The 12,859-nt window shown below is 71.2% G+C and carries 10 protein-coding genes and 1 pseudogene; 5 read left to right on the top strand and 6 right to left on the bottom strand.

Going from position 1 to position 12,859, the window contains the following annotated elements; translation table 11 throughout:
* The first annotated feature begins 12 nt into the window (after positions 1-12).
* The 3 genes from OHB00_RS38535 to OHB00_RS38525 are packed head-to-tail and all read left to right on the top strand — an operon-like array spanning position 13 to position 2,409.
* The gene (locus tag OHB00_RS38535; RefSeq protein WP_406441945.1) at positions 13-798 is read left to right on the top strand and encodes an ABC transporter ATP-binding protein; all 786 of its coding nucleotides are present in this window, start codon (positions 13-15) and stop codon (positions 796-798) included.
* The gene (locus OHB00_RS38530) at positions 785-1,663 is read left to right on the top strand and encodes an ABC transporter permease (protein ID WP_406441943.1); all 879 of its coding nucleotides are present in this window, start codon (positions 785-787) and stop codon (positions 1,661-1,663) included. The genes OHB00_RS38535 and OHB00_RS38530 overlap by 14 nt, the downstream gene beginning before the upstream one ends.
* A 5-nt stretch (positions 1,664-1,668) precedes the next feature.
* Entirely contained in the window at positions 1,669-2,409 is a 741-nt protein-coding gene (locus OHB00_RS38525; RefSeq protein ID WP_406441941.1) for a sirohydrochlorin chelatase, read from the top strand.
* A 190-nt stretch (positions 2,410-2,599) separates the two neighbouring features.
* On the opposite strand, the pseudogene OHB00_RS38520 reads toward OHB00_RS38525, so the two are convergent.
* Both OHB00_RS38520 and OHB00_RS38515 read right to left on the bottom strand, forming a co-directional pair.
* Positions 2,600-3,614: pseudogene (locus OHB00_RS38520) on the bottom strand (ketopantoate reductase family protein).
* A gap of 67 nt (positions 3,615-3,681) precedes the next feature.
* The gene (locus tag OHB00_RS38515; RefSeq protein WP_406441939.1) at positions 3,682-4,233 is read right to left on the bottom strand and encodes a DUF1697 domain-containing protein; all 552 of its coding nucleotides are present in this window, start codon (positions 4,231-4,233) and stop codon (positions 3,682-3,684) included.
* A 395-nt stretch (positions 4,234-4,628) separates the two neighbouring features.
* On the opposite strand from OHB00_RS38515, the gene OHB00_RS38510 reads away from it, so the two are divergent.
* Positions 4,629-6,875, top strand: coding sequence for an MMPL family transporter (locus tag OHB00_RS38510; protein ID WP_406441937.1), 2,247 nt, complete (start codon positions 4,629-4,631; stop codon positions 6,873-6,875).
* A 470-nt stretch (positions 6,876-7,345) separates the two neighbouring features.
* The gene (locus OHB00_RS38505; RefSeq protein WP_406441935.1) at positions 7,346-8,209 is read left to right on the top strand and encodes a phosphotransferase enzyme family protein; all 864 of its coding nucleotides are present in this window, start codon (positions 7,346-7,348) and stop codon (positions 8,207-8,209) included.
* Positions 8,210-8,327: 118 nt separating this feature from the next.
* Here OHB00_RS38505 and OHB00_RS38500 read toward each other — a convergent pair whose 3' ends face one another.
* The 4 genes from OHB00_RS38500 to OHB00_RS38485 form a co-directional block, all read right to left on the bottom strand.
* On the bottom strand, positions 8,328-9,047 hold the full coding sequence (locus tag OHB00_RS38500; RefSeq protein ID WP_406441933.1) for a 3'-5' exonuclease: 720 nt from the start codon (positions 9,045-9,047) through the stop codon (positions 8,328-8,330).
* 113 nt (positions 9,048-9,160) lie between these two features.
* Positions 9,161-10,402, bottom strand: a complete 1,242-nt coding sequence (locus OHB00_RS38495) for an SAV2148 family HEPN domain-containing protein (protein ID WP_406441931.1) — start codon at positions 10,400-10,402, stop codon at positions 9,161-9,163.
* Between the two features lie 102 nt (positions 10,403-10,504).
* Positions 10,505-11,845 (bottom strand): copper amine oxidase, encoded by a 1,341-nt coding sequence (locus OHB00_RS38490; RefSeq protein ID WP_406441929.1) that lies wholly within the window; start codon positions 11,843-11,845, stop codon positions 10,505-10,507.
* 63 nt (positions 11,846-11,908) lie between these two features.
* A complete protein-coding gene (locus tag OHB00_RS38485; protein ID WP_406441927.1) occupies positions 11,909-12,724 on the bottom strand; it encodes a Tat pathway signal sequence domain protein in 816 nt (271 codons plus the stop codon).
* Positions 12,725-12,859 lie beyond the last annotated feature (135 nt).

Raw genomic sequence — 12,859 nt, 5'->3', positions numbered from 1 at the left:
GAGGTGACGACCATGGCCACGACCACGACACTCGCCAAGGCCGACGAGTCGGTCGAGTACGCGGCACGCCTTGAGCATGTCTCGAAGTCCTTCGCGACTCCGGGCGGGCAGCAGCTCGTCCTGGACGACATCACCCTCGATGTCGCGCCGGGCGAGTTCGTCACCCTCCTGGGGGCCTCGGGCTGCGGCAAGTCCACGCTGCTGAACCTGGTGGCGGGGCTCGACCGGCCCACGGCGGGCTCCATCGCGACGGACGGGCGGCCCGCCCTGATGTTCCAGGAGCACGCCCTCTTCCCGTGGCTGACCGCGGGCAAGAACATCGAACTCGCCCTCAAGCTGAGGGGAGTTCCCAAGAGCGACCGCCGGGACAAGGCCGAGCAGCTGCTCGAACTGGTCCGGCTGAAGGGCGCGTACGGCAAGCGGGTCCATGAGCTGTCCGGCGGTATGCGCCAGCGGGCGGCACTGGCCCGCTCGCTCGCCCAGGAGAGCAGACTGCTGCTGATGGACGAGCCGTTCTCGGCCCTGGACGCCATCACCCGGGACGTGCTGCACGACGAGCTGACCCGGATCTGGCAGGAGACGGGGCTCTCCGTCCTGTTCGTCACGCACAACGTGCGCGAGGCGGTACGGCTCGCGCAGCGGGTGATCCTGCTGTCGTCCCGGCCGGGCCGGATCGCCCGCGAGTGGGAGGTCGGCATCCCGCAGCCGCGCCGCATCGAGGACGCGCCCGTGGCCGAGCTGTCCCTTCAGATCACCGATGTACTGCGTGGGGAGATCCGCCGTCATGGCCAGCACTGACACGACAGCCTCCCAGGACTCCGGGAGCGTGGAGGCGGGTCTGGACGCGCTGGAGACCACGGCCACCGGCCGGCCGTCCCTTCGCCAGACCTTCACCGCCAAGATCCTGCCCCCGATCGTCGCGCTCGCCGTGGTCCTCGTGGTCTGGACGCTCCTCGTCCCGGTCGTCGACGACCCGTCCAAGCTGCCCTCGCCGACGGCGGTGGGCGACGCGTTCAAGGACGCCTGGCTCAAGGGCGACCTGCTCGGCTACATCTGGACCAGCGTCAGCCGCGGCCTGCTCGGCTTCCTCTTCGCTCTCGTCATCGGCACCCCGCTGGGGCTGCTGGTGGCGCGGGTGAGGTTCGTGCGCGCCGCGATCGGCCCGATCCTGTCCGGCCTGCAGTCGCTGCCGTCGGTGGCGTGGGTGCCGCCGGCCGTGATCTGGCTCGGTCTGAACAACTCGATGATGTACGCCGTGATCCTGCTCGGCGCGGTCCCCTCCATAGCCAACGGCCTGGTGTCCGGCGTCGACCAGGTGCCGCCGCTGTTCCTGCGGGCCGGACGCACCATGGGCGCGACCGGCGTCAAGGGCATCTGGCACGTCGTGCTGCCGGCGGCCATGCCCGGCTATGTGGCGGGCCTGAAGCAGGGCTGGGCGTTCTCCTGGCGCTCGCTGATGGCGGCGGAGATCATCGCGAGCTTCCCCGACCTGGGCGTGGGCCTCGGCCAGCTCCTGGAGAACGCCCGTACCGCCAGTGACATGGCGATGGTGTTCGAGGCCATCATCCTGATCCTCTTCGTCGGCATCGCGATCGACCTGCTGATCTTCAGTCCGCTGGAGCGGTGGGTGCTGCGCAGCCGCGGTCTGCTGGTGAAGAGCTGAGATCCATGCGTACGAAGCCCGTTCTCCTCGTCATCGCCCACGGCAGCCGCGATCCGCGGCACGCGGCGACCGTCCACGCCCTGGTGCGCCGGGTACGGTCGCTGCGGCCCGGGCTGCGCGTGGAGACGGGCTTCCTCGACTTCAACATCCCGTCCGTGCACGGGGTACTGGAGTCCCTGGCGGCGGAGGGCGTCCGCGACGTCGTGGCCCTCCCCCTGCTGCTGACGCGCGCGTTCCACGCGAAGGCGGACGTTCCCGCCGTCCTGCGGGAGGCGCCGCCGCAGCTGCGCATCCGTCAGGCGGACGTGCTCGGCCCGTCCCCGCTGCTGCTGTCCGCCCTGGAACGGCGGCTGCACGAGGCGGGGCTGGCCCCTGCCGACAGGTCCTCGACCGGGGTCGTACTGGCCTCGGCGGGGTCCTCCGATCCGGAGGCGATCGCGGTGATCGCGAATCTCGCGCGGGAGTGGTGGCAGACCGGCTGGTGTGCCGTGCGGCCCGCGTTCGCCTCCGCGTCCCTGCCCCGGACCGAGGACGCGGTACGGGAACTACGGGAGCTGGGCTGTGCCCGGGTGGCCGTGGCCCCGTACGTCCTCGCCCCCGGCTTCCTGCCCGACCGGATCGCCCGGGGCGCCGCTCAGGCGGACGTGCTGGCCGAGGTGCTCGGCCCGGCACCGGAGGTGGCGCGGGTGCTGCTGGAACGGTACGACGCGGCGCGCATCCCGGCCCTGGCGGCCCTGGGGGCCTGAGCGACGGGCCCGGTGTTCGCGGTCCGGCGCTCCCCTGTCCGTCGGACCGCGAACAGCCGGTCCGCGGCGGGCTCTCGCGAGCGCTTCGCCGTGGCCGGCACCTACCTCTGCGCCGCGTACGGCGAACGTGTCACACCAGGGGCTTTACCGGTTCAGGTTCCCAACCGACTTGCCCCGGTTGGGCAGTTGATCAGACGGCCGCGGTGGCGGCCTCGTCGGCGAGACGGGCGAGTTCACGGACCGGCATCGAGCCGGGCGCCCGGCACTCGCGTGCGAAGGCGTTGGCGAGCTGCTGCAGGAGGTCGTTGAGCGGGGTCGGCACGCCGTGCAGGCGGCCCAGCAGGGCGATCTCGCCGTTGAGGTAGTCGGCCTCGATGGTGCCGGTGCCGCGGCTGAGGGACTGCCAGGAGGAGCCACCGCCGCGTGGGGCGCCTTCCAGCGGGACCAGGTCCACCTTGTGGCCACGCAGCGCCCGCTGCTCCTCGGCGCTCGCGTACGCGATCCCGGCGGCGTCGAGCACGGCCTCGCCCTCGGCCCGCACCCTCTCGAAGAGAGCCATGGCCTCGTCGTCGGCGACGGGCCCGGCGACGGCCTCCAGCGCGTTGCCGAGGTTGGACAGCAGCTTGGCGTACTGCCAGCGTGCCACGTCGGGCACGACCGGTGCCTCGAAGTGCGCTTTCTCCAGGTCGGGCTACCAGCCGGGCGGTGTCGTCGGTGCCGTGCGGATGACGGCCCAGGTGCAGCATGCCGGTGAGCGGGGCGCCGCCGGCGGAGACGACGCCTGGTTCGACGAAGGTCGACGGCAGCCAGACGCAGACGCCGTAGACGTGCCGGAAGACGCGCAGGGCGAGACGCTGGCCCTCCACGCCGTTCTGGGCGCAGAACAGGGGCAGCCGCTCCGCCGCCGTGCCGCCGCCCGCGACCGGCGCCGGCCCCCAGGCCTGCAGGGCGGTCACGGTGTCCTGGGTCTTGACGGCGAGGACGAGCACGTCGTCCGCGCGCAACTCGCCCAGCTCCCCGGGCCCGGTGACGGCCGGCAGCCGGTACGTGTACTCGCCGTCCGGCACCTTCAGCCGCAGTCCGCCGTCCCGCAGCGCCGCGTGGTGCGCGCCCCGTGCCACGAGGACGACCTCGTGTCCCGCGCCGGCCAGCCGCCCGCCGATCGCCCCGCCGACGGCCCCTGCTCCGATGATGATGTAGCGCATGGGACGAGCCTCGCACAGGCGTCGCCCCTGCCTCTGGGACAGGGTCGCGGGAGCACGGCGCGGACGGTCACGCTCCCCCGGCCGTGAGCTCCGCCAGTTTGACGACCGTGTTCCAGTTCCGGGTCGTGGCGATCAGCCCCTTGTGGATCCGGGACCGGGACAGTGCCTCCGCCAGCTTGGAGCGGCCGAGGCCGTCCGGGGCGTAGAGGTACAGCGCGCGGTCGCCCAGGCGGAACTCCTCGGGGAGGTGGGCGGCGGGGTCGATGTCCGCGTAGCGCTCCGGGGCGGCCGGTCCGGAGAGGTAGGTGACGTGCAGCTGCTTGGCCGCCAGCTCGGCGGCCGGGAACGGGCAGGCGTCCACGATCGCCTTCAGGTAGGCATGGTCGCGGACGAGCACGTCGACGAGGAAGCCGAACCGCTCCTCGATCGCCTTGGTCAGGTCCGCCGCCAGGGACTCGGCGTCCCCCTGGTCGGTGGTGAAGACGGCCTGTCCGCTCTGCAGGTAGGTCGCCACGGAGTCGTGGCCCAGGCCGGTCATCAGCGTGCGCAGTTCGGCCATCGGGAGCTTCCTGTTGCCGCCCACGTTGATCCCGCGCAGCAGCGCCGCATACGTCGTCATTCGAACACCTTAGAACGGCCGTCGTGCCCCGTGGGGGTTGGCACGACGGCCGTGCCGGGCAGGCCGGGCTGCCCGAAACTCTGGCCGATCGGGCCGGTCCGGATCAACTCCTACACGCACCTGTGACTTGTTCAACAAGGTTTCGCAATCACAAAGAGGATCCGCGTCGTCGGAAGGGACACCCCTGATCATCACCCCCGAGATGGGTGGATAGATGTAGGGGCCCGACATCCTCCTGGGCGACGAGAGGCGGCCGCCTGACTTCACCGGGCAGCACGAGGAGTCGGTCTTGTCCGGCCCATACCTTCGAATCGAACGAAGGAAGCGTGAAGAGATCGTGGCGGCCGGGGGGCCGTCACCGCACACGAGGGGGCATTTCCGTCATGGATCCCGTCATGGGGAACGGAGAGACGCGGGTGCGGGGGCTGGCCGCCCGGGCCGGCGGCTGGAGCGCCCGGCACCGCTGGGCCGCCGTCGGCATATGGGTGCTGTTCGTCGTCCTGGCGATGGGGCTGGGCTCGGCGGCCGGGCGGGTCGACGTCGACGAGAGCGACCAGCTCAAGGGCGAGACCCACACCGCGGCGAAGATCATCGACGACGCGGGCATCAAGGAACCGGCGAGCGAGACGGTCCTGATCCAGTCCAGGGACGGGTCGGTCAAGGCCACGGACGCCGCGTTCAAGGCCGCCGTCACGGACGTCGTGAAGGCCGTCGACGGCACCGGCGAGGTCAGGGACGTCACCTCGCCGTACGTCACCGGGACCATCTCGAAGGACGGCCGCAGCGCGCTGGTCCAGTTCGACATGCGAGGCGACTCCGAGACGGCCGGCGACCGGGTCGAGCCGGTGCTGGACGCCGTCAAGGGCGTGCAGAAGGCGCATGACTCGCTGCGGATCGAGGAGATCGGCGGCGCCAGCATGAACAAGCAGTACGACGACGCCTTCGGCAAGGACTTCCGGCGGGCCGAGTACTCCGCCGTGCCGGTCGCCTTCGGCATCCTGCTGATCGCGTTCGGCGCCCTGGTGGCCGCGCTGCTGCCGGTGGGTCTGGCGATCACCGCGATCATGGCGACGATGGGCCTGATGGGCCTGGTCAGCCATCTGCAGCCGATGAGCGACACCGCCAACTCCGTGATGCTGCTGGTCGGCATGGCGGTCGGCGTCGACTACTGCCTGTTCTACCTGCGCCGGGAGCGCGAGGAGCGGGAGGCCGGCCGGGACGCGGGCGCCGCGCTCCGGATCGCCGCCGCCACCAGCGGCCGGGCCATCATCGTCTCCGGTGTCACGGTGTGCGTGGCGATGGCGGGCATGCTCTTCACCGGCCTCGCCGAGTTCGAGGCGATGGGCCTGGCCTCCCTGATGGTCGTCGCGGTCGCCATGGTCGGCTCCGTGACCGTCCTGCCCGCGCTGCTCTCCCTGCTGGGCCGGCGGGTCGAGAAGGGCCGTCTCCCCTTCCTGCGCCGCCGCGAGCGGGCCCACGGGCCGTCCGAGAGCCGCTTGTGGACCGCCGTGCTGCGGGGCGTCCTCGCCAAGCCCCTGGTCTCCGTGATCGTCGCGGTGGGCGCCCTGCTCGCGGTGGCCGCGCCCGCCCTCGGCATGAAGACCTCTCAGCTCACCCTGGACCAGGAGTTCGGGAACTCGCTCCCGATCGTGCAGACCTACGACCGCGTCAACCAGGCCTTTCCCGGCGGCTCCGAACCGGCCGAGGTGGTCGTCAAGGCGAAGGACGTCAACGCCCCCGAGGTCAGGCAGGCGCTGACCGACTTCAAGGAGCGGGCGATCAGTTCGGGCGCCTCGCGCGGCCCGGTCGACATCAAGCTGCACGACGCCCAGAACGTCGCCCTGATCTCCGTGCCCCTGGTCGGCGGCTCCGACCTGGACAAGGCCGGCAAGAGCCTGCAGAAGCTGCGCGACGAGGTACGGCCTGCCACCCTCGGCAAGGTCGACGGCGTGCAGGCGCCGATAACCGGAAACGTCGCGGGCAACCAGGACTTCAACGACCAGCTCCTCGGCTCGGTCGTCCCGGTCTTCGCCTTCGTCGTCGTCTTCGCCTTCCTCCTGATGCTGCTGTCGTTCCGCTCGCTGACGGTCGCGCTCACCTCGATCCTGCTCAACCTGCTCTCGGTGGGCGCCGCCTACGGCATCCTCGTCGCCGTCTTCCAGCACGGCTGGGGCGCCTCGCTGGTGGGCGCGCAGGGTGTCGGCGCGATCGTCACCTGGCTGCCGCTGTTCCTCTTCGTGATCCTGTTCGGCCTGTCCATGGACTACCACGTGTTCGTGGTCTCCCGGATCCGTGAGGCCCGGCTGCGCGGCCGCTCGACCAGGGACGCGATCCAGCACGGGGTGGTCACCACGGCCGGGGTCGTCACCAGTGCCGCCGTCATCATGGTCGCCGTGTTCGCGATCTTCGGCACGCTGTCCATGCAGTCCATGAAGCAGATGGGGGTGGGCCTGGCGGCCGCCGTCCTCATCGACGCGACGATCATCCGGGGCGTCCTGCTCCCGGCGGTCATGGCACTGCTCGGCGAGCGCAACTGGTACCTGCCCAGCTGGCTGCGGTGGCTGCCGGACCTGACCCACGACGAGTCGCCGGAGACGGAGGCACCGGCGGCGCGGGGCGAGACCGAACCCGTGCGTGTCTGAGCATCACCCGTTCGAGGGTCCGTTGGTCTCCGGGGGAACCAACGGGCCCTCGCCACGTGTCGTTGCCCGCACAGACCACTGGTGAACTTCCGGAAGTTCCGCACGAGTTCACCTAGGGTGGCGCGATCGACAACTCGGTGGTTTCGTGGTGACGGGTGATCTGGAGCGGGCGGTGGAACACGCCCGGCGGGCGACCGAGGGCCGCACCGACATGTACCCATCGCCCCGGTGCTGCCGTCCTCCGTCACCGGGCTGCTGTCCCTGGCCGTCCGGCCCCAGTACGGTCCGCCGGTGCTGCCCGCGCACGGTGACGCGGGGCGCCGGTGACGAACGCCACGTCGTCCCCCGCCGCGCGGCCCGGTCAGGCCTTTCCGGATGCGAGACTGACCGCCGGACGGCGAGAGGACGACGCCGTGTGGACCCGCACGGTCGCGGGCGCGCGGGCGTCGGGGACGACACGGAGGCGGGCGATGGACGAGGCAAGGGCGCGGGAGGTACTGGCCGCGGCGGGTGTGCTGCCCGGTGCGGCGGACGGCGCCCCGCTGCTCGCGCTGGGCGAGAACGCGGTGTTCGCCGCCGGGGACCTGGTGGTGAAGGTGGGCCGGGACAGTGAGCTCCTGGACCGGGCCCGGCGCGAGCTGGAGATCGCCGGGTGGCTGGCGGAGGCCGGTGTGCCGGCCGTGCGGGCCGCCGAACCGAAGCCGCTGCTCGTCGAGGGGCACCCGGTGACCGTGTGGCACCGGCTGCCGGATCCGGTGCGGCCGGCCGAGCCGCGGGACCTGGCCGAGCTGCTGCGGATCGTGCACGCACTGCCCTCTCCTTCCTTCGCGTTGCCGCCCCGCGAGCTGCTGGGCGGTGTGGAGCGCTGGCTGCGGCTGGCCGGGGACGCGATCGACCCCGCCGACGCGGCGTATCTGCGGGAGCGCCGGGACGGCTTCGCGGTGGCCGCGGCCGCGCTGACGCCCCGTCTGACGCCGGGGCCGATCCACGGGGACGCGCTGCCCCGCAATGTGCACATCGGCCCGGACGGCCCGGTACTGGTCGACCTGGAGACCTTCTCGTCCGACCTGCGCGAGCACGACCTGGTGGTGATGGCCCTGTCCCGGGACCGGTACGGGATGCCCACGGAGGCGTACGACACGTTCACCGAGGCCTACGGGTGGGACGTGCGGGAGTGGGAGGGGTGCGGCGTGCTGCGCGGGGCCCGGGAAACGGCGAGCTGCGCCTGGGTCGCTCAGCACGCACCGAGCAACCCGAAGGCGCTCGCGGAGTTCGAACGCCGGGTGACGTCGCTACGGGAGGGCGACGAGTCGGTGCGGTGGTACCCCTTCTGAGCACCAGCCCCCCGAAGGGGCGCGGGGCTGTATTGGATGTGCGGCTACCGCCGCGTGGGCGCGACCAGCCACGACGGCGCCGCGGACGAACAACGACGCTGCCCTTCCAGCGGATCGCTCAGACCGCCTCGGCCAGCTCCCGCAGCGGCCACGCCCCGTCCACCACCGCGTCGGCCTCTCCCTTGCGCCGCAGGAACTGCTGGAAGTCCGCCGCCCACTGCGCATACCACTCCACCTGGCGCCGGTGCAGCTCCGCCGGACCAAGCGCCGCGATCTTCGGGTGGCGCTCGGCTATCGCGCCGGCCAGGCGAGCCGCGGCGAGGGCGTCGGCCGAGGCGTTGTGGGCGGCGGCGAGGGTGATGCCGTACTCGGCGCAGACCGCTTCCAGGTTGCGCTTGCCGCGGCGGTAGCGGTCGACCCAGCGGTCGATGGTGTACGGGTCGACGACCGGCGCGGGGTCGACGCCGCCGAGGCGGTCGGAGAGGGACGGCAGGCCGTGGCGGCGCAGTTCCGCCGAGAGCAGGGTGAGATCGAAGGTCGCGTTGTAGGCGACCACCGGGACGCCGGTCTTCCAGTAGCCGGTGAGGACGTCCGCGAGGGCGTCGGCGACCTGGTCGGCCGGCCGGCCCTCCGCCGCCGCCCGCTCGTTGCTGATGCCGTGCACGGCCACCGCGTCGGCAGGGATCTCCACGCCCGGATCCGCCAGCCACTCGCGACGGCCCAGTTCCTGCCCGGCCCTGACCTCGATCACAGCCCCCGTGACGATCCGTGCCTCGCGCGGATCCGTACCCGTCGTCTCCAGGTCGAAGCCGATCAGGAGCTCCTGGTGCCAGCCCATGGGCGGCCCCCCTTCTTGGTGGTGCTTTCCCCCAGTGGTCTCCACCCTCGCATGCGCCACTGACAATCAGAGGACCGCGTTCCGCTTACCGGCGGGTGACCGTCGCGCGCGTGTCAGGACACCGGACGCGAATCCACCCAAGCCGTCTCGAACTCCTCGCGGTAGGTCGGAAAGAGCCCTGATTCCACCGCGTCGTCCGACTTGACCACCTTGTTGCCGTTGCGCAGCACCAGCACCGGCGACTCCATCCCCCGCGCCCCGCGCAGATAGGACTGCACGACGGCGACACCGTCCGACCCGTCGCCGTCCACCAGGTAGGCGGAGAAGCGGGGGGTGTCGTCGTACACCTGGATCTCGAAGGCGCCCGGGTCGCGCAGCCGGGAGCGGACCCGGCGCATGTGGAGGATGTTCATCTCGACGGAGCGGGCCAGTTCGCTCCGTTTCATCCCGAGCTCGCGTTCGCGGCGCTTGACCGCGCTGGAGGCGGGGTTGAGGAAGAGGAGCCGGACCCGGCAGCCGGTCTCGGCGAGGCGGACCAGGCGGCGGCCGGAGAAGTTCTGCACGAGCAGGTTGAGGCCGATGCCGATGGCGTCCAGGCGGCGGGCGCCGCCGAAGAAGTCCTCGGCCGGGAACTGGCGCATGAGGCGGACCCGGTCGGGGTGGACGGCGACGACGTCCGCGTACCGGTCGCCGACCAGGTCCTCGACGGCGTCCACGGGGAGCCGGCGCGCCGAGGGCACGTCGCCGCCCGCGCCGAGCATCTCCAGGAGCCGGGCGGAGGCGCGCTCGGCCTGGTCCAGGACGGCCCCGGACAGCGCCCGGTTGCGGGAGACGACGTTGCGGGTCACCTCCAGCTCGTCCAGAGCGAGTTCGACGTCCCGGCGCTCGTCGAAGTACGGCTCGAAGCACGGCCAGTGCTGCACCATCAGCTCGCGCAGCTGGGGCAGGGTGAGGAAGCTGAGCACGTTGTCGTCGGCGGGGTCGAGCAGGTAGCCCTTGCGGCGGCTGACCTCGCGGACCGCGACCGCCCGCTGGACCCACTCCTGACCGGCCGGACCGGCCGCGGCGACCACCCACTCGTCGCCGTGGACGGGTTCGTAGATGGGCCGCAGCACGGCGGCCACGACCGCGCGCATCCGCTGCTCGACGAGGTTCAGCCAGATGTAGGCCCGGCCGGCCCGCTGGGCGCGCGTACGCACCTCCAGCCAGGCGTCGGCGTCCCACTCCAGCTCCGGCCCGATGGAGCCGGTGGCGTCCATCGGCCGGGCCAGGGACACCGCGCCGGGCGGGACGTCTGTGGAGTTCCCCTCGTGACCCTCGTCACCAGGGGGCAGCTCCAGGCCTCCCGAGCCCACCCGTGCACCGCCTTCCGCTCCCCCGAGCTCTCCCCATGCCAACGATCAAGGAAGGGTACTCCGGGAGTGGTCGGCGGTGCAGCCGGATGGACAGGTCGTTTCTCAACTACCGTTTCCGGGCTGTCCGTTCTGATCAGCGAGGGCGGCCGGAGTGAGCGGATTCATAGCGGTGACGTCCCGGGGGGCGATGGAGAAGCCCTGCCAGTGGACCGGCATCGGCTGCTGGTCCTCGTCGCGCGCGATGTGGTGGAAACCGACGTTCACCCAGACCACGGGGTTGGTGAGGGTCTGCCCGTTCACGAACTTGTCGACGGTCTTGGGGTGACCGCTCGCGCAGCCAGGGTTGTTGCTGGCGAACTGCTCGCACCTGTCGTACTGGGTGAAGTAGACGTCGTGCGAAGTGAACGCGTGGCCGGGGTACTTGTTGCTTGCGCCCTGGACGATCTCGTACGACCGCGCGTGTCCGTCCTTGTTCTTTCCGGCCGTGCTGACCACGCGCCACCAGCGCATGTTCTTGGCGTCACCGGCGAGTTCCTTGGTGACGTTCGTGCGGGTGGTCCTGTTGGTGGGGGCCTCCTGACCGTGTGCGGGGGCGCTGACCTTCGAGTCGTACTGTTCGATGCGGCTCTTGGAGGAGCCGTCGAGGTCGAAGTCCAGCTTCCAGAACACGTTGTGGCTGTGGCTGGTGGCGTAGGCGTGGGCGCCCTTGCCGATCGGCCAGCCGCGGCCGTCCCCGGCGTCGTAGTCGCCCGGCGAGAGGCTGCCGGTGGCGCCGACGTTCATGTTGATCGTGCCGTCGTCCTGGAACCGCCACTCGGTCATGTACTCGTACCAGCCGACCTTGTTGACGGTGTAGATCAGCAGGTCCTTGCCCTGCTGCTGGTACACCCGGTTGCCGGTGTCGGCCTGCATCCGGTACGCGTGGCCGCGCGAACGGGTGGTGGTGCACAGGCCGTTGACGTCGGGGTGGGCCGGGTCCCAGGCGTCCGGGACCTTGACCGTCTTGATGGTACCGCCGGGACACTCGGCAGACGCGAGCGGCATCAGGCCCTGAGCGAAGCCGAAGCCGGTCAGGTCGTCGTACTCGACGCTGCCGTCGTCGTAGGGGACGTCGATCTGGCCGAGACGGGCGCTGGAGAGCACCTTGATGGGGGCCGGCTCGCCCTTGGGCTGGTAGGAGATGTGCTCCAGGACCAGTCCGGCCTTGCTGTCGTAGCGCCAGCACATCCGCCAGGTGGTGCCGGTGGAGAGCTTCTGCTCGATGCGGTAGGCCGCGGAGCAGTCGGCCGCGGCCGCGGCGGCCCGCTTCGGCTGGGCGACGGCGGGTCCGGCCGCGGTGGTCACGCCGGCGGCCAGCGCGGCCACGGACAGGCCCACGGCGGCCGTCCTGCGGGCATGACGGGTTCTGGGCACGCGCGTGCTCGCGCGCAGGTTCACGTGCATGACGAAGTGACTCCTGGTACGGGAGATGCAGGTGGAAAGTGAAAGGTGAGCGGAGGGGCCGGCTCAGCTGCCGAGCTTCACGACCTTGCGCGCGCTCAGGTCGACGATGAGCGACCTCGCGTCGATCCACGGCCCGTTCTTCACCTTGGGGAAGAGCCGCACACAGCGGTGTTCGCCGCACGCGTCGAGCGCGGCGGGCTGGGCACCCTCGGTGGCGCGGTAGACCGCGCTGTTGAGCAGCAGCTGCTGTTCCGGGTCGGTCAGTTCGGTGCCGGTGGCGTCCTTGAAGTCCGCCTTCAGGCCGGCGCCGAGCGGGTCGGCGACGAGCAGCTTGAGGGCCTCGACGTTCTCGTCGTGGCTGAGCGGCGGCTGGACACCCTTGCGACTGGTGGTCTGCTCGACCTTGCCGGTGTCGAGGTTGACGGTCCGGGTGACGAGGGTGTCGTCACGGTAGTCGTAGAAGGTCACGTCCGCGCGGCGCGGTGCGTTCGAGCTGTCCAGTTCGTTCGCGTTCGGCTCGGCGAGATCGACGCTGAGCCGCTCCGGGCCGCGCCGACCCTCGACGTTCTCCCCGGCGCTGAACATCTGCTTGGTCAGAGCGAGTTGTTCGACGCGTTTGGTCTCGTCGTCGGTCAGCGGGTCGCTGCCCGTGCCCTTCTTCCCCTCGGCCGGCGCCTGTTCCACCACGCCCGGCTTGACGGCGTCCTGTCCCTGGCCCGCCTGCTGCGCGGTGACCGCGCCGGTCCCGTCGCTCCCTCCCGACTCGTTCGCCCCTGCCGTGCCCGGCAGGGTGATCCCGACCATCACGGCGGTCCCCGCCACCGCCAGTCCCGCACCGGCCACCGCTTTGCCCAGATGGCGGTGCACTATCTTGCGCACATCTTCCCCCTACTCCCCCTTGGTCACAGGGAGTACGTTTCTGCCCCACTGGTTCGGCACACTTCGCCACATGAGCCGCTGTGTGCACTGGTCGCCGGGTAAGAGGGGCGTAAGTCACGAGGGGTTCCATTACTT

The sequence above is a fragment of the Streptomyces sp. NBC_00631 genome, from assembly GCF_045206895.1.
Taxonomy (GTDB): domain Bacteria; phylum Actinomycetota; class Actinomycetes; order Streptomycetales; family Streptomycetaceae; genus Streptomyces.
This window is presented reverse-complemented; position numbering and strand designations above follow the sequence as displayed.